Annotated in this window: 14 protein-coding genes; 1 reads left to right on the plus strand and 13 read right to left on the minus strand. The window is 69.5% G+C overall.

Going from position 1 to position 15,491, the window contains the following annotated elements; translation table 11 throughout:
* Positions 1–109: 109 nt before the first annotated feature.
* The 4 genes from I0C86_RS10820 to I0C86_RS10835 form a co-directional block, all read right to left on the minus strand.
* Positions 110–988, minus strand: a complete 879-nt coding sequence (locus I0C86_RS10820) for an SRPBCC family protein (protein WP_196201091.1) — start codon at positions 986–988, stop codon at positions 110–112.
* A complete protein-coding gene (locus tag I0C86_RS10825; protein WP_196201092.1) occupies positions 985–1,539 on the minus strand; it encodes a transcriptional regulator in 555 nt (184 codons plus the stop codon). The genes I0C86_RS10820 and I0C86_RS10825 overlap by 4 nt, the downstream gene beginning before the upstream one ends.
* Before the next feature lie 132 nt (positions 1,540–1,671).
* Positions 1,672–2,022, minus strand: a complete 351-nt coding sequence (locus tag I0C86_RS44980) for a hypothetical protein (protein WP_407676297.1) — start codon at positions 2,020–2,022, stop codon at positions 1,672–1,674.
* Positions 1,959–2,600 (minus strand): HNH endonuclease family protein, encoded by a 642-nt coding sequence (locus tag I0C86_RS10835; protein WP_196201094.1) that lies wholly within the window; start codon positions 2,598–2,600, stop codon positions 1,959–1,961. The genes I0C86_RS44980 and I0C86_RS10835 overlap by 64 nt, the downstream gene beginning before the upstream one ends.
* A gap of 135 nt (positions 2,601–2,735) precedes the next feature.
* Here I0C86_RS10835 and I0C86_RS10840 point away from each other — a divergent pair, with 135 nt between their 5' ends.
* Entirely contained in the window at positions 2,736–4,208 is a 1,473-nt protein-coding gene (locus tag I0C86_RS10840; protein WP_196201102.1) for an MFS transporter, read from the plus strand.
* A gap of 136 nt (positions 4,209–4,344) precedes the next feature.
* Here I0C86_RS10840 and I0C86_RS10845 read toward each other — a convergent pair whose 3' ends face one another.
* From I0C86_RS10845 to I0C86_RS10885, 9 genes are all read right to left on the minus strand, one after another.
* Positions 4,345–4,920, minus strand: a complete 576-nt coding sequence (locus I0C86_RS10845) for a Pycsar system effector family protein (RefSeq protein WP_196201095.1) — start codon at positions 4,918–4,920, stop codon at positions 4,345–4,347.
* A complete protein-coding gene (locus I0C86_RS10850) occupies positions 4,917–6,311 on the minus strand; it encodes a DUF4407 domain-containing protein (protein ID WP_230393947.1) in 1,395 nt (464 codons plus the stop codon). Before I0C86_RS10850 ends, I0C86_RS10845 begins: the two co-directional genes overlap by 4 nt.
* Complete coding sequence (locus tag I0C86_RS10855; RefSeq protein ID WP_196201096.1) at positions 6,301–7,599, minus strand: hypothetical protein; 1,299 nt, start codon at positions 7,597–7,599, stop codon at positions 6,301–6,303. Before I0C86_RS10855 ends, I0C86_RS10850 begins: the two co-directional genes overlap by 11 nt.
* Positions 7,596–9,776 (minus strand): hypothetical protein, encoded by a 2,181-nt coding sequence (locus I0C86_RS10860; protein WP_196201097.1) that lies wholly within the window; start codon positions 9,774–9,776, stop codon positions 7,596–7,598. Before I0C86_RS10860 ends, I0C86_RS10855 begins: the two co-directional genes overlap by 4 nt.
* Positions 9,773–10,576 (minus strand): hypothetical protein, encoded by an 804-nt coding sequence (locus I0C86_RS10865; RefSeq protein ID WP_196201098.1) that lies wholly within the window; start codon positions 10,574–10,576, stop codon positions 9,773–9,775. The genes I0C86_RS10860 and I0C86_RS10865 overlap by 4 nt, the downstream gene beginning before the upstream one ends.
* 376 nt (positions 10,577–10,952) lie before the next feature.
* Positions 10,953–11,663: a Crp/Fnr family transcriptional regulator gene (locus I0C86_RS10870; RefSeq protein ID WP_323373578.1), complete on the minus strand. Its 711-nt coding sequence runs from the start codon at positions 11,661–11,663 to the stop codon at positions 10,953–10,955.
* Positions 11,664–11,924: 261 nt separating this feature from the next.
* Positions 11,925–13,676 carry a 2-isopropylmalate synthase gene (leuA, locus tag I0C86_RS10875; protein ID WP_196201099.1) on the minus strand — a complete coding sequence of 584 codons (1,752 nt, stop codon included), beginning with the start codon at positions 13,674–13,676 and terminating at the stop codon, positions 11,925–11,927.
* A gap of 319 nt (positions 13,677–13,995) precedes the next feature.
* The gene (locus I0C86_RS10880; protein WP_196201100.1) at positions 13,996–14,541 is read right to left on the minus strand and encodes a nitroreductase family protein; all 546 of its coding nucleotides are present in this window, start codon (positions 14,539–14,541) and stop codon (positions 13,996–13,998) included.
* An 85-nt stretch (positions 14,542–14,626) separates the two neighbouring features.
* Positions 14,627–15,491 (minus strand): hypothetical protein (locus I0C86_RS10885; protein ID WP_323373579.1); only part of this gene is annotated, 865 nt, incomplete at its 5' end.

Here is a 15,491-nt window from a genome sequence, read left to right on the forward strand (position 1 = left end):
CAACATCTCCACGGACGAATCCGTCAACGGCTGAGCACTCCGCCCCTCCGATGGCCGCCGGGAGGGCGGGGGGAAGGTCCTCCCGGCGGCCATCGGAGGGGCGGAGTGCTCAGCCGTTGACGGATTCGTCCGTGGAGATGTTGTCGGTGGGGTCGTGGAGCCAGATCGGGCGCCAGTCGGCCAGCTCGTGGTAGCGGCGCAGCTCGGCGAGCCCGCTGAGCCAGCCGGTCCATGCTCCGTACGGCGGGTTGCTGGTGTCGAAGCCGCTCTGTACGAACGACAGCTTCGTCTTGCCCGCGCTCTCCTCAAGTTCCCAGGTCACGATCCCGATGGGTCCCCAGTCGACCGTCATCGCCCGGCCCGGGGTCAGGTCGAGCACCTTGGCCGGGTTGGGGTTGTTCTCGAAGCCACCCATCGCCCACCGCCCGCCGACGACGGGCTCGATGCCGATCGGGTAGCCGAACCACTCGCTGGCCTTGGCCGAGTCGGTCAACGATTCGTAGATGGCATCGGCCGGGGCGTCGATCAGCAGCTCCTCGCGGAAGGTCGAGGAGGTGAAGTCGGTACGGGGGTTGAGCGGCCTGCCCTCGACGTGGTCGACCAGGTTGGCGATCGCCAGCGACCAGTACGTCTGCAGCACGCCCCGGATCGTGGCGCCGCTCATCGCGTCCTGCATGCTCCAGCCGGTCTGCGACACCGACACGATGGTGGACTCGGGGCTTTCCTCGGTGAGCTGGATCTCGGTGGTGGTCTCCTCGCCGCCGAGGAGCCAGGTGAACTGGAGCGTGTGCTCGCCGACGTGCACCAGTCGCTGGTGCGGGGCGTCGCCCTCGGGAACCTGGCGGCCCCAGAACTCGTACCGGTGTGGCAGCTCGACCTCGGCGTGATCGGACAGCCAGGTGCGCAGCTCGGTGGCGTCGGTCAGGGCCTGCCAGGCGTTCTTGATCGGTGCGGCGGCGCGGGCCCGGAGGGTCAGTGGAGCGTTCATTGCGTACTCCCGTGTGGATAACAGGCCACGGCAAGCTTGAAGGCGTCGCCTTCGGAGCCGCCGTAGCGGGTGAACAGGTCCTGCAGCGTGGTCTGCAGGTCGGTCAGGAACTGCTGGCGGAGCTCTGCCGGCACCCGGATCTCGCCGGAGACACCGATCGACGGCAGCTCTGGAGCGGTCCGGTCGAGCGCGGCGATGTCGGCCTGGACCTCCTCCATCAGGTTCAGCAGGTAGCCGAGGCTCATCGCGTCCTGCGTCTTGCGCAGTCCGAGCCGGCCGACCAGCCGGGGTGAGAGCCAGTACGACCGGGCGCTCGCCTGGTAGATGCCCTCGTGGATGCCGCGCACCTTGCGTTCGGACACCTGGTCGACGAGGCCGGCCTCGACCAGGCGTTTGACGTGGTAGTAGACCCGTTGCGGGGTCTGGCCGAGTTGGGTCGCCACCTCGGTGCAGGTGTGCGGCTCGGCGAGTTGCCGCAGCACCTCGATCCGCTGCGGCTTGAGCAGGGTCTCTGCCTGCTCGATCTGCTCCAGGTACATCACGTCTCTCATGGCAAAAACAATCCTGTACGTAAAACTAAATTTTGTCAATCGCCTACGAGAAGATCGTCGTCATCGACCTCGAAAGATCAGCGTGGGCAGGTCAGGTCAGAGAGAAGACGGGTCAGCCCTCGGGGCGGCGGGTCAGCCCTCGGGGCGGTGGAGCAGGCCGACCGCGATCGTGTGCACGGCGGCGAGGTCGGCCGGATCGACAAGCGGTGCCAGTCCGCCGGTGACGGCGTACCACTCGTCGGCGTCCTTGTACTGGACCCGGAGGGCGACCTGACCCGACCGCAGTTCGGTACGCAGGGTCAGATCTCCGGTGATCACCCCGACCTCGTCGGTCATCACCCCGCCCGGCCCGGCGGTGATGTCGGTGGTCTTGGCGTCAGTCTCGTCCGGCGTGGCGGCGGTGGCTCCGGTATCGGCCATCAACAGCTCCCCAGCATGTCGTCGAGCGCGGCCTTCTCGGCGGAGGTCACGGATAGCCGCCAGTGGTGCTTGACCGCGATCCAGTCCTCGGCGTACCCACACCAGTCGTCCCGGTTCGGCGGCTTCCACTGGGACGGGTCCTGGTCGCCCTTGGCCCGGTTCGAGGAGGCCGAGACGGCGAACAGTTGCGGTCGGTCCAGGTCGTTGGCGAAGTCGCCGCGCTTGTCGTCGTTCCAGTCGTCCGCACCCGAGCGCCAGGCGTTGGCCAGCGGCACCATGTGGTCGATGTCCACGTCCGAGGGGTCGGCGAGGGTCCGCTTGTCGTACCGGCTCGACCAGCGCCCGCCGACGACGTTGCAGCCGGAGAGCTTGATGCCGGTGCCGTCGCGCTGCAGCACCGTGTCCCGGACGTCGCAGTTCTTGCCCGCGTTGCGCCAGTGCGGGAAGTGTTCCCGGCTGTAACCCCGCATCGAGGCGGCGGTGGCGACGGTGAGTTGGTCGAGTTGGGCATGCGCGTTGGCGGTGTCGGTCGGCCCGGGCGACGGGGCCTCCACGGACGTGCAACCGGCCGCGCCGCCGAGGGCGAGCACGCCGACCAGCGCGACCATGGCTCCCAGGCGCGCTCGTGTACTGGTACGCATGAACGGCACGCTTCCAGCTTGCGGGGTGTCGACCGGTGGATCCGAGATCCAGGAACCGGTTCCGGCGTTTCGCGGCATCTTACGCCACCGACACGGCAGATTGACACCGTGAGCGATTCCTCAGCACCGCTACGCATGGGCACGGTGGCCGGACGAGGCACCCTGCTCGCCGCCGTCGTCGCCTCCGGCATGGTCTTCCTCGACGCGACGGTGGTCAACGTGGCGCTGCCCCACCTGGGTTCGGAGCTGCGCGCGAGCACCGCCGGCCTACAGTGGACGCTCAACGGCTACCTGCTGACCCTGGCCGCCTTCGTACTGCTCGGCGGGGCGCTGGGCGACCGGCTCGGGCGGCGTCGGATCTTCCTCCTCGGCGTCCTGGCGTTCAGCGCCGCCTCCGTACTCTGCGGTGCCGCGCAGAGCATCGAGTGGCTCATCGCCGCCCGCTTCCTCCAGGGACTCGGCGGCGCACTGCTGACGCCGGGCTCGCTGGCCCTGCTCCAGTCGAGTTTCCATCCGGACGAGCGGGGGCGGGTGATCGGCGCCTGGTCCGGGCTGGCCGGCGTGTCGACCGCCCTCGGCCCGTTCCTCGGCGGCTGGCTGATCGACGCGCTGTCCTGGCGGTGGATCTTCTTCCTCAACCTGCCGCTCGCGGTCGTCGTCCTGGTCGCCGCGAGCCGCTGGACCCCGGAGAGCCGGGCCGAGGAGGCGGGGAGGTCCCGCTTCGACCTGACCGGCTCGCTGCTCGGTGCGCTGGGCCTCGCCGGAATCACGTACGCCCTGGTCGAGGCCCAGCAGCTCGGACCGGGCTCCGTCCAGGTGGTGGTCGCGGCGCTGCTCGGCGCGGCCGCCTCGGTCGGGTTCGTGCTGCTCGAACGGCGCCGGGGCGAGCGGGCGATGCTGCCGCCGACACTCTTCGCCAGCCGGCTGTTCAGCGTGCTCAACCTCTACACCGTGCTGGTCTACGCCGCGCTTACCGGCCTCACCTTCTTCTTCTCCGTCTACCTCCAGAACGCCGTCGGCTACTCCGCCCTGGAGACCGGCCTGGCCACCCTGCCCCTGACGATTCTGCTGCTGATCGGCTCGGCCCGGTCCGGCGCGTTGGCCGCCCGGATCGGACCCCGCCTGCAACTCTCGACCGGGCCGCTGATCGCCGCCGTCGGGCTGCTCCTGCTGCGCGGCATCAGCCGTGGCGCGTCGTACTGGACCGACATCCTGCCCGGAGTCACCCTCTTCGGGCTTGGCATGACCCTGGTGGTGGCGCCGTTGACCGCCTCGGTGCTGGCCGCCGCCCCCGACCGGCTCGCCGGAGCGGCCAGCGGGCTCAACAACGCGGCGTCCCGGGTCGGCGGACTCCTCGCCGTCTCCGCACTGCCGCTGGTGGTCGGGCTCTCCGGCGGCGGCTACGAACGTTCCGGTCAGCTCACCTCGGCGTACCGGGCCGCCGTGCTCTACTCCGCCGGACTGATGGTGCTCGGCGCGATCCTGGCCATGGTGCTCGTGCACCGCCCGGACCGCGAGCTTCGGAAATCCCGGCCGTGTCCGGCCCTGCCGCCGCCGCCCACCCACCTGCACGAACGGGACCAGGATGCGGACCGCGCCCGATCCTAGCCACGCGGCTCGTTCCGACCGGGCCACCTCGTCACCATCGTGGCCCGGCCGGGACCGGATCCGTTCGGCACGGCGGGGTCGGCGCCGCGGGCGAGCCGCGGGCGGACCGACCCCGGCCCGACCCGGGCAGTCCGAGTCAGTCGATGATGACCTCCAGTGCGCTCAGGCCGACCAGGGCGAGTGCGGCCAGCAGCGCGATCAGCGCGCAGCGGATCAAGCCGTACTTGCGCCGGGCAACCGTGGCACTGAGCCAGATCTGCCAGGCGATCTGCTCGAAGAGTTCGTCCTGCGCGTTCTGCCAGCGCAATGCCGCGACATATCTGGCGCCCTCGGGATAGCTCCGGGACACGTCGTCGAAGAAGATCAGGCCGACCGGCGCGCCCGTGCCGCGGGTGCGTGGCCAGAGCGCCACCGCCGAGCCGCAGCCCGCGCAGAGCACCAGTGCCGTGGCGACCGCCGTGGTCGCGCCGAACCACCACGACGGCGATGGTTCGGCGCGGATCAGTTGGTACAACACGGTCCCGGTGACCCCCGCCCCGGCCAGCACGGCTGCGGCCTTGGCCTCGGCATGCCGGATCCATTGGCTGACCAGTTCGAGCACCTGCCAGGCGGAGCCGGCCCTCGTCCCGTCTCTGGCCGTGGTCAGTGCGTCTGGAGCCCGATCTGTCCGAGCGGCTCCGGTCGGCGCCCAGGTCTCGCGGACGGGGGTCACCGGAGGGCGCCCGGTCCACTCGGCGAGCCCGCCTGGTGGCGCCGCTCGGCGTCCCTCGAATCGGAGCCGTGCATCAACTCTTCGGCGAGCGAGTTGATCTGGGCGTCGAGGTCGGATTCGCGGCGCACCCGACCGTCGCGGTCAGCCTCGTGCAACTGTTCCAGCTTGGCTCTCAACTCACGCTCGGTGCGCTGCATTCGCAACTCGTCGGTGGCCAGATCACCACGCTCGGCGACCCCGATGCCTTTGTCGTGCAGGCGCTTGCTGGTCTCCAGTTGCCGGCTGACGAGCAGGTCATAGGTGGTGGTACTGCTCATGATCTTGGTTAGCACCGGTAGGCAGTCGATCGCGATGAGAAGCAGTCGTACCAGCCACTGGGCGACCAGGACGTGGCTGCTCTGATCAGCCAGCCGGCCGAGCGCGGCCAACTCGTCGAGAATCCCGATCTTGCGCTGGTTCCCCCTCATCTCGGCGACCTCCTCGGTGACGGCCGCACTGACCGCCTCGGCGTACCCCTGTGCGGCACTCTTGGTCTGCGCGGTCAGTTCGGTGATCTTCCGATTCAGCGTCACCAGGTCGGCCTGGCGCTGGCCGAGGCGGCTGTCTCGGCGAAACTCGTCGGCCTCGGCGCGGTTACGCTCGCAGTTGGGTCCCTCGCCGACCCGGCCGGTCCGGCCCGCGCCGGGGGTGCCATTGCACTCCAGGCGGGCCGTGTTCTGCTTCTTGCCCAACTCCGCGCTGATCTGGTCGACCTTGGCCTGGTCCGCGTCACGTTGCTGGATGGCGTTGGCGAGTTGTGCCTGGACGGCGGCGGGGGTGGCGCCGACGATGAGCCGGTGACCGGCGCAGACGGCATCGGGGTTCGTGGCCCCGGACTCCGGATTGCAGGTGCGTAACAGGCTCTCGTACGCCTTCAGTTCCTCCTGCCGATGGTCCATCACGTTCCGGTGGATCGCGGGTTGGAAGACCCACAACAGCATGGGTTCGGCGATCACCGCACCCATCAGGATCGAGATCGCCAATCGCGGCAGGAACACCCGGGCCCGGGTTCCCAGTACGCCGTGCGTGCTCGCGATGAGCCAGCCGTCGAAGCTGACGATCACGAAACCCCAGACGAGCGCGATGGGCAGCAGCAGGAGCCAGTTGGTGTCGACCACCTTGTCCAGCGCGGTCTGGAGGGAGAGCGCGGCCATCAGGCCGGTGTTGAGCACGATGGCACCGAGGCGGGCATAGCGCGCCCGCTCCTCCGGTACCCAGTCGAGCAGGTCCTCCTTCACACCGGCGACCCGGCGCAGGTGGCGACCGACGCCACGGGCCGGCTTCGCCGGTCGGTACGGCAGGACGCCCGGTTCGTCCATCGTCTCGATCGCGGGCGCGGTGTCAGTCGACATCCTCGTCCCTAACTTCCGCTTCCATTTCGGCCTCGTCGGCATCCCGCTCCGGCCGGTTCTGGCCCCCGCCGTCAGTACGGCCCGGCCCGTCGGTCAACGCGGGCACCTCGGCCCCGCTGATCTGTGCCGCGGTCGGGACGAGGTCGGCGACCAGTTGGTCGACGTTGACGTTTACCCAGTCGAGCTGACCCCGCTTGGCCAGCTCGCGCAGGACCTCCAGTTTGGTGTCCAACTGGCGGATCTGGTTGTCTCGGGCGTGCTGCTCCGCACGGGCCTGGCCCTCGCGAGCCCACTGCCGCTCCTGTTGGCGGTTGCCGGCATCGACCTCCGCGGCCCGGGTCCGGGCCTCGATGTCCAGTCTCTCCTTCTCGCGATCCCACGCCTGCTGCTGGCGGCGCTCCTCGCGCTGCATCTCCTCAGCCTGCTGGTCACGCGTGAATTTGCGGTCCTCCAACTCGGCGAGCTGCTGCTGCATCTCGCGCGTGTCCAGCTTGCCTTCGGTGTACGCGAGCCAGATCGCCTCGCGGGGATCGACGATGGGGGTGTCGTTCTCCTGCCGCATCAGGCGTTCGAACTCGCGGCGCTGTGCCTCCAGGCTCTGCTCGTGCTCCCGGGCGATCCGTTCCCGCTCCTGCTCGAAGCGCATCCGCTCCTGGGTGAGTCGGTTCTCCATGTCCTGCGTACGCAGATCCGCGCCGAGCTTGCGAAATTCCTCCGGAGTCAGCAGTTCCACGCTGGCCAGCTGCACCCGTAGCCCGGGCACGATCAGCGGCTTGACCGTGGCGTACGCCCGCACCTGTGCGGTGGCCACCCGCCGCACCGCGTTGAGCTGGGTGAGGGCGTAGTCGAGGCCGAGTTCGAAGATCTTGCTGTGGCTCTTCAGATAGCCGCGCAACAGCACCTCCGCGTCGACCACCCCGTCCCGGACCACGGTGACCGCATCGGTGACGGTGCACGAGAAGGTAACTTGCAGGGCGAACTCGCTGTCGTCCCGGGACGGGATCATCAGAAGCACCATCACCTGTGCGTCCCGACGCATGTCGATCAGGCTCACATGCGTGGCTGTCAGCACCAGTTCGTCGTCCAACCGCAGGCCGTCGCCGTCCAGCACGTACTGGCCGTCGACCCGGTAGACGAGCACCTGGTGACCCTGCGGCCGGGGCACCTCACCGAGCTGTCGGAAGCGCCGGCCGAGACCCATCGGACCCCGCTTGGGCGGCGGATTCAGTGAGCGGTGCTCGACAACGGGGTATGGACTGGCCTGCCAGGTGTTCACAATCTCTGTCATTCCTCTTCCTCCTGCCTGAATTTGGGCACGGTGCGTCGCATCGCTTCGAGAAGGGCCTCCAGGATCGAAGCGCGTTGGCGTGAGCGTGCTTGAAGGGTCCGAAACGCCCGCTGTAGCGTTTCGTGTTCGCGCGGTGGCAGTGCGTCCGCGAGTGCCTCGCCCAGTTCCCGGGCGTAGCGGACCGGATCGTCACTGATCTGTTCGAGTGAACTCAGCCCGTCGTGCAGCGCCTCCAAGGCGACCTTGCGGTAGAAGCGGTTGCAGAGCACGTCCGCCCAGAGCCGTACGACCAGTTCCAGCCGCTCCGGCTGGGCGCGCAGCAGTTTGAAGATGGACGGCCGCTTGTCCTGGTGATCCAGCACGGTGAAGATCGCGATTATGGAGGTCATCGTCAGGTTCAGCAGCCGCGGGTCCCTGCCCCGCCGGTACTTGCGGAGATGCCGGGCCAGCACCCGGAGGATGAGGCTGGCATCGCCGTTGCTGTCCACCAGGGACGAGAACAGCCCGGCCAGCGCCAGCCGGGCGGCCGGATCGCTCTCGTTGCTCTGCGCGATGAGGTTCCACAACCGGCGTACGGCGTCGGCCGGGTAACGCATGCCCACCTCACCGCTGAAGGCGAGCGCCGCGGTCCAACGCTGTGGCGGCGTGCCGTTGGTCGCCCAGCGCACTGCGGTCCGCAACGCGACCCGCGACATCGCGTCGTCGGCGCACATCAGCCACAGCACGTAGGTCGCGGTGACCTGACCCGGCCACGCCATCCGGCCGCGTGACCACGGCTCCAGGTATGAGTCCTGCACCTCGTCGTGGTCGATCTGGGCTAGCAGGCTCAGGCCGTAGGCGATCTGGAACTCGTCGAACCGCAGGATGTTGTCCTGGATCCAGGCCCGGACCGCGTCCCAGAAATCCAGGTCGTACCGGCTCCACAGTTCGGCCAGCACCGGCATCCGGTAGTCCGGAGCTCGGAAGGCCAGCACGGTACGGGTGGTCAGCCCGGTCGACTCCCGGTTCTCGACGATGAGCCCGTCCTCGGCCAGCAGGGTCCGGCGCCGGGCCGGCAGTTCGTCGCGGAGGTGGCCGACCGGCTCGACCGCCGTACCGGCGTCGTCTCCCGGCCCGTGCCGACGCGGCACCGTCGGCGGCACCTGCCGGTCGTAGTGCTGTTCCAGGGAGGCCAGGAAGGATTCGAAGGTCCGCTTGTTGGCGCCCGAGGTGAAGGACAGCGCGGTGACCGCCAGGATCTCGCGCCGGCTCGGCTCGGCCTCGAACCATCGATGTACGTGCTCCATCGGCGCGGTACTGAACGCGCCGAGCGCCTCCTCGCTGTCCTCCCCGGTGTTGATCCGGGCACAGAGCCGGGCCACCTCGCCCATCCGCCAGCCGGCGGGGATCCGCTCGACGAGATGTGTCAGCCGCGAGTCGGACGCGTGTTCCTCGGCCAGGTGGGCCCGCAGCACCTGCGGCAGCTCGGGACGTTGCCAGCGGACGTGGCGTACCGACTCGACGGTCGGGGAACCGCCGGAGCTGCACGTGATCACCAGATAGGCGTCGCAGTCCCGGAGCCGGTCGCGCACGGTGCGCCAGACGAAGTCGGCGTCCGAGGCGGTAGCCTCCACGAACCGGTCCACCACGACATAGCCGTGGCCCTGGTCGTAATGTCGCTCGGACAGCTCGGTCAGGGTAACGATCGGCGACAGCATGACCAGGCGCTCGTCGGTGAGTTCCTGGAGCAGCGCGACCGCACCGGCCTGCCGGCCGTCCCCGGCGCGCCCCTCCAGCACCGTCACGTGGTCGGCCGCGAGCGCGACGAGGGCCTCGTCGTAGGACCTCGGCGTGACGAAACCGCAAAGCAGTTGGGTCACGTCGTCGTGGTCCAAGCGGCCGGCGGCCTTGCGTCTGGCGGATCGGCTCGGCGGGTCGGCACCGACGTAGAGGTTCTCGATGTTGGCGTGGGCGAACTTGGTGTGTACCTGCGAGAGACCGTCCGCCGTCGGTTTGGGCTCTGCACCCGCTCCGGAACGTGGCTGTGAAATTTCGGTACCGTCCCGAACCGACTCGCCCGTGGTGCCCTCGGCGGTGTCGACCTGTTCGGCGTCAGGGGCCGGATCCGTCGGCCGGCTGTCATCCGGTTGATCGTTCTTCGTGGTCGTCGACCCGGGGGGCAGGCCAGGGCCGGTCATGAGTTCCGGACGATCGTGAAGTTCTCCGCTCTGACCCGGTCGTGGAACTCGGTGTGCACGGTCGAGGGCGGCGCGGCTGCCCTCGATGGACCGGGATCGGCGGCATCGGCACCGGACGTACCGGTGCCGGGGGTGGTCGCCGTCGTGCCGCCCGACACCGGGTCGCTCGCCGGCTCGTGGGTGCGAGGCCGTTCAGCGCCGGCCAGATCCAGCGCGTGTATGTCGAAACCGGGTGACCGTAACCAGGCCCGGCGGCCGTACTCCTTGTGGTTGACGTTGATCGGACGGAAGTCGCCGGGACGCAACGACGTGTGGCCCTGCGCCACCACATCGGTGAACAAGCGATCGGAGATCACCACGGCGAGCGGGATGCGCTCGTCCGCCAGGATGGCGCGGACCGGCTCGCTGTCCACGAGCCGGCTGACCTGGACCACGCCCTGGCCGGAGAAGCCGTTTCCGGCTGGCATCGCCGCACCGAAGTGCAGTGCCAGCCGCAGTCGGAGTTGGGCCTGGCGGACCAGGTCCTCGTTGTACGACACAAGCGCGCTGTGCAGTTCACGGACGAAGTCGTCGAGGACTCGGGGCTCCTGCTCGGTCGACGGCAACACCGACAACTCGCCGTCTCCGGCCGGCTGACGTTCCCAGCCGGCCCGGTGCAGCCCAGCCCGCCGGGCGGCGACGTCGAGGACAGCGAGCAGTCCCTCCTGGACTGCGGCCTGCCGGCGGTCGGTATGGCCGCCGTAACCCTTGGCATCGACGGAGATAAGGAGCCGACGGCTGAAGTCGGTGTTCCGGTTCACTCGATGGCCTCTCTCGGGATCCGATGGTGCTGTTCAGGAGAGTGTCGAACCAGGTGGCGCAGCGGATCTCCGAAAAATCCGGGATCTGCCGGCGCGATTACGGGAACGACTATTCGACGGAGGTGGCGCCCGCCCGATCGGCAGAGCCAGATCACTCTGAGTGGTCTCCTGCGAACGCTATGGCGTCAGCCGGGAGATAATGAATAGGAGTTTCCGTCCGTATGCCGGCACCGCCAGACATCGACGGCATTCCACACAGTCGAGTACGGGTCACACCTTTGTGTCCCCGGCACTGGCCGCGTGGACCGACCCGGCGGCGGTAGCGTCAGATGGTCGGGTCGTCCGGGGCGGTCCGGTGCCCCGACGGCCAGCCCGATCAAGTGGATGACGCAAAGTGGCGTAGCCCGCTCAGATCGGTGACCAGCACGGCCCGGTACCGCGGGCTGACCAGCCCGGCCTGTCGCAACTGGCCCAACGCCTGGCTCACGGCGTCTTCCCGGGCACCGACGAGCAGGCCCAGCTCGGCCTGGGACAGTCGTACGCCGAGGTGGATGCCGCCGGGCCCGGGGCTGCCGTGCCGGTCCGCCAGATCCAGCATCACCCGGGCCAGTCGCACTGCGATCGGGTAGCCGGTGAACTCCTGGCGGCGAAGGTTCGCCCAGTCCAGTTGACCTGTCGCCATCTCGTAGAGGTGCGGCCACACGTCAGGGCAGCGGTGGAGGAACGCCTTGAAGGTGTCGTTCGGCACGGCGTGCGCCAGCGTGCGCGCGCAGGCGGTCACGGTGGCGTTGCGGGGTACATCCCGGAGTACTGCCATCTCGCCGACCAGGTCACCGCCGATCCGGATCGCGAGCAGGGTGTGACTGCCGTTCTCCAACCGAGCGGTGATCTTGACGCAGGCCGACCGCTCCGGACCGGGGGAACGCAGCAGATAGACGACCTGGCCGCCATCGCCCTGTCGTAGAAGGATCTCGCCGATCTTCAGTGTCCGGGCCGGTGCCAGAAGGCCGATCAGTTCGCCGCGTGACCGTTTGGACAGCCGCTGCATCAGCGTCCCATTCGGCCAACGGGTGGACTCGTTCAGCACGGCGACGCTCCGAGGCTCGGCTGCCGGCCCAGTATCACCTGTCGATCGTGCGAACTCTGCCGGAAATCGGACCCACTGTTCGGCCATTGGGATTCACGCCGGAAAACATGATCAATTCAAGTTCTGTCGGGTCTCTTTCCGGCGGATCGTCGGTCGGCCGGCGGGGACAGCGGACAAAGGCCACCGGCCGGTGATCCGTATTGGCGGTGTAACGGTCGCGCGGGCCGGCCGGGGTGGCCGGTCCGACCCGCGCGGCCGGGCTCAGCGCAGGGCGCGGTTGACGGCGCTGGTCACCGCTGCGAGCGAGGCGGTGACGATGTTCGCGTCGAGTCCGACACCCCAGACCGTCTGACCGTCGACCTCGCACTCCACGTACGCGGCCGCCTGGGCGTCGCCACCCGAGGACATCGCGTGCTCGTGGTAGTCGAGCACCCGTACCTGCACGTCCAGCGCCTGGAGCGCGCCCACGTACGCGTCGATCGGGCCGTTGCCGGTCGCGGCGAGCGACCGGCGCTCGGTGCCGAACTGGGTCTCGGCCTCGATCTCCACCTTGCCGTCGACGGTGCCGATTGCGTAGTTGTCGACCTTCACCGCCGGCTGCCGCTGCTGGTCGACCAGGTACTCCTCGGCGAAGAGCTGCCACATCCGGGCCGGCTCCACCTCGCCGCCGCCGTCGTCGGTGACCCGCTGTACGACGCCGGAGAACTCGATCTGCAACCGTCGGGGCAGGTCGAGGTGGTGCTCGGTCTTCATGACGTACGCGACGCCGCCCTTGCCGGACTGCGAGTTGACCCGAATCACCGCCTCGTAGGTGCGGCCCAGGTCCTTCGGGTCGATCGGCAGGTACGGCACCGCCCACGGGTACCGGTCGAGCGGTACGTCGGCGGTGCGGGCGTCGGCCTCCAGGGCGTCGAAGCCCTTGTTGATGGCATCCTGGTGCGAGCCGGAGAAGGCGGTGTAGACCAGATCACCCGCGTACGGGTGCCGCTCGTGCACCGGAAGCTGGTTGCAGTACTCGACGGCGCGCTTGATCTCGTCGATGTTCGAGAAGTCGATCTCCGGGTCGATGCCCTGGGAGAAGATGTTGAGCCCCAGCGTGACCAGGTCGACGTTGCCGGTGCGCTCGCCGTTGCCGAACAGGCAGCCCTCGATCCGGTCGGCGCCGGCCAGCAGGCCCAGTTCGGCGGCGGCGACACCGGTGCCGCGATCGTTGTGCGGGTGCAGCGACAGGATCACGCTCTCCCGGCGGGGCAGGTGCCGGTGCATCCACTCGATCGAGTCGGCGTACACGTTGGGGGTGGCCATCTCGACGGTCGCCGGCAGGTTGATGATCAGCGGCCGGTCCGGGGCGGGGTCGATCACCTCGATCACCGCCGCGCAGACCTCCAGCGCGTAGTCGAGTTCCGTTCCGGTGTACGACTCCGGCGAGTACTCGTAGAAGACGTCGGTGTCCGGGGCGTGGATCTCGGCGTACTTCTGGCAGAGCCGGGCGCCCTGGGTGGCGATGTCGGTGATCCCGGCCTTGTCGAGCCCGAACACCACCCGGCGTTGCAGCGTCGAGGTCGAGTTGTAGAAGTGCACGATCGCCCGCTTCGCGCCCCGGATCGACTCGAAGGTGCGGTCGATCAGGTGCTCCCGGCACTGGGTCAGTACCTGGATGGTCACGTCGTCCGGGATCAGGTCCTGCTCGATCAGCTGCCGTACGAAGTCGAAGTCGGTCTGGCTGGCCGACGGGAAGCCGACCTCGATCTCCTTGTAGCCCATCTGCACCAGCAGTTGGAACATCCGCCGCTTGCGTTCCGGCGACATCGGGTCGATCAGGGCCTGGTTGCCGTCTCGCAGGTCGACGGCGCACCAGCGCGGCGCGGCGTCGATGCGCCGGGTCGGCCACTGCCGGTCCGGCAGGTCGATGGCGAACTGCTGGTGGTACGGCTGGTAGCGCTGGAAGGGCATGCGGCTGGGCCGCTGCCGGGCTATCGGATCGGCGTCAGTGGTGCCGGCTTGGAACGACATGGCGGATAACTCCCGTGGTCATGTGGCGGTGGCGCCGAAGAGTCGTGGGCGCCGAGGTGTTCGGGCTTCGAGACGAGCGGGCCGCGACGGGGATCGGCCGGTATGCAGGACGGCGCGCTTCAACTCCGCGACGAGGTGCCGGCCTGGGGGGCCTCGTCGCGGCAGCGAAGGAGCAGGGCCTGCCACATGACAATCGTGACCTTATGTGACCGTGAGTGCGATCGGAAAGCGTAGTCCGGAATCTGGGATACGCCCAGGTCATGCCGAGGTCGGTGCGACGGTGCGGCGGTGCGACGGTGCGGCAGCGCGGCGGATCAGTTCAGTGCAGCATCAACTCGGTCAGCGGGCGGCGCTGCCGCAGGCCGACCTCCCGGAGCCGCAGGTCCTCGGGAAGCGAGGCGGGGTCGCCGAGCCGTCCGACGGCGACGACGACGTGTGGCCGTACCGCCGGGGCCAGTTCCAGGTCGGTACGGAGCCCGGCGGTGTCGAACCCGGAGATCTGCCGTACGTACAGCCGGAGCGCGGTGGCCTGGACGGTGAGATGCGCCACGGCCTGGCCCAGGTCGTACGCGGCGTGGATCAGCGGGCAACCGGTCGGGCCGGTGGTGGCGTGCGCGCCGAGCAGCAGCGCCGAGGCGCGCCCGGCCCACCGCTGGTTGGCCGGGGTCAGGTTGGTCAGGATCCGCTTGTACGCCTCGTCGTTCCGCCGCCCGACGAGGAACCGCCAGGGCTGGGTGTTGTCGGCGGACGGAGCCCATCGGGCCGCTTCGAGCAGCGACGCGACCTCGGCGTCGGTGAGGTCGGCGACCGGGTCGAACGCGTGCGGACTCCACCGGGTCGCGAGCAACGGGGAGAGCTGGGCCATGTCGCCGAGTGTGCCGTATCGGCCGCTCTGTCCCTTGCCCGGGGTCACCAGAAGTGACCGGGCGCACCCGTAACGTGAGAGGCGCTCACTCGTTGGGGCTGGGCGAATCGTCCGGGCCACCGCCGTCCGGGCCACCCTCGCTCGCCGGTTCGGCGGGCTCGACGGGAGGGGGTGCGGCGATCCGCAGCGGCTCCCGGTCGACCAGGGGGCCGGGCAACGAGACCGTGGCGGGCGGGGCGGTCGGCGTACCGGTCAGGGTGAGGGTGCCGGCCGGCAGCCGGGCGGCGGTCAGGGTGCCGTCCGGGGCGTAACAGTAGATTCCGGAATCCAGCGGCGGGCTGACCGACGCCGAGGTCGACTCGACCGCGAAACAGGTGCCGCGGGCGCCCGGCAGTGTGGTGGTGGAGATCGCAAGTGGTGCCTGGCGGTCGGTGAGCACCTCGGGCCAGTCCGTGAACGGATGCTGCATCCGGGGATCGATGCCGGCGTCCAGCGATTGCCCGGGATCGGCCACCCGGACGCAGCCGGGCGACCCGGGCTGCCCGGCCGACGGCAGCGAACACTGGAAGGTCCCGGCACCGGTCTGCGCCATCGACACGTCGGCGGTGCCGCCGAGCGCACCGCCGGGGATGTCCACCCGCCATGACCCGTCCGTCGCCTTGGTCACCGAGATCGACCGGTCCGGTTGGCCCTCGGTCGAGAGCGTGTACCCCGCCACCAGCCGGCGGTCCTGCGCGGCGGCGGCGAGCGCCGCGAGCTGGTCCCTGGCCTCGGGCGGCCGGCTCGCCGCCGGCTTGGTCGGTGTCGCCGCCGGTGCGGGCGCCCCGCCGCCGCAACCGGTCGACAGCAGCGGTCCGACCAGCAGGAGTACCCCGAGCACGGAACGGATGGCGGCCCGCCGTGACGCCGCCCGGCGGGGGCGGACGGGGGGCCGGTCCCGGCCGGCGGCG

This window comes from Plantactinospora alkalitolerans, assembly GCF_015690345.1.
GTDB lineage: Bacteria > Actinomycetota > Actinomycetes > Mycobacteriales > Micromonosporaceae > Plantactinospora > Plantactinospora alkalitolerans.

What these genes read in the sequence shown, in the direction of transcription:
- I0C86_RS10855 (WP_196201096.1), bottom strand. Translation starts at nt 7,599, where the DNA reads ATGACAGAGATTGTGAACACCTGGCAGGCCAGTCCATACCCCGTTGTC.
- I0C86_RS10840 (WP_196201102.1), top strand. Translation starts at nt 2,736, where the DNA reads ATGGGCACGGTGGCCGGACGAGGCACCCTGCTCGCCGCCGTCGTCGCC.
- I0C86_RS10825 (WP_196201092.1), bottom strand. Translation starts at nt 1,539, where the DNA reads ATGAGAGACGTGATGTACCTGGAGCAGATCGAGCAGGCAGAGACCCTG.
- leuA (WP_196201099.1), bottom strand. Translation starts at nt 13,676, where the DNA reads ATGTCGTTCCAAGCCGGCACCACTGACGCCGATCCGATAGCCCGGCAG.
- I0C86_RS10860 (WP_196201097.1), bottom strand. Translation starts at nt 9,776, where the DNA reads ATGACCGGCCCTGGCCTGCCCCCCGGGTCGACGACCACGAAGAACGAT.
- I0C86_RS10820 (WP_196201091.1), bottom strand. Translation starts at nt 988, where the DNA reads ATGAACGCTCCACTGACCCTCCGGGCCCGCGCCGCCGCACCGATCAAG.
- I0C86_RS10880 (WP_196201100.1), bottom strand. Translation starts at nt 14,541, where the DNA reads ATGGCCCAGCTCTCCCCGTTGCTCGCGACCCGGTGGAGTCCGCACGCG.
- I0C86_RS10850 (WP_230393947.1), bottom strand. Translation starts at nt 6,311, where the DNA reads ATGTCGACTGACACCGCGCCCGCGATCGAGACGATGGACGAACCGGGC.
- I0C86_RS10835 (WP_196201094.1), bottom strand. Translation starts at nt 2,600, where the DNA reads ATGCGTACCAGTACACGAGCGCGCCTGGGAGCCATGGTCGCGCTGGTC.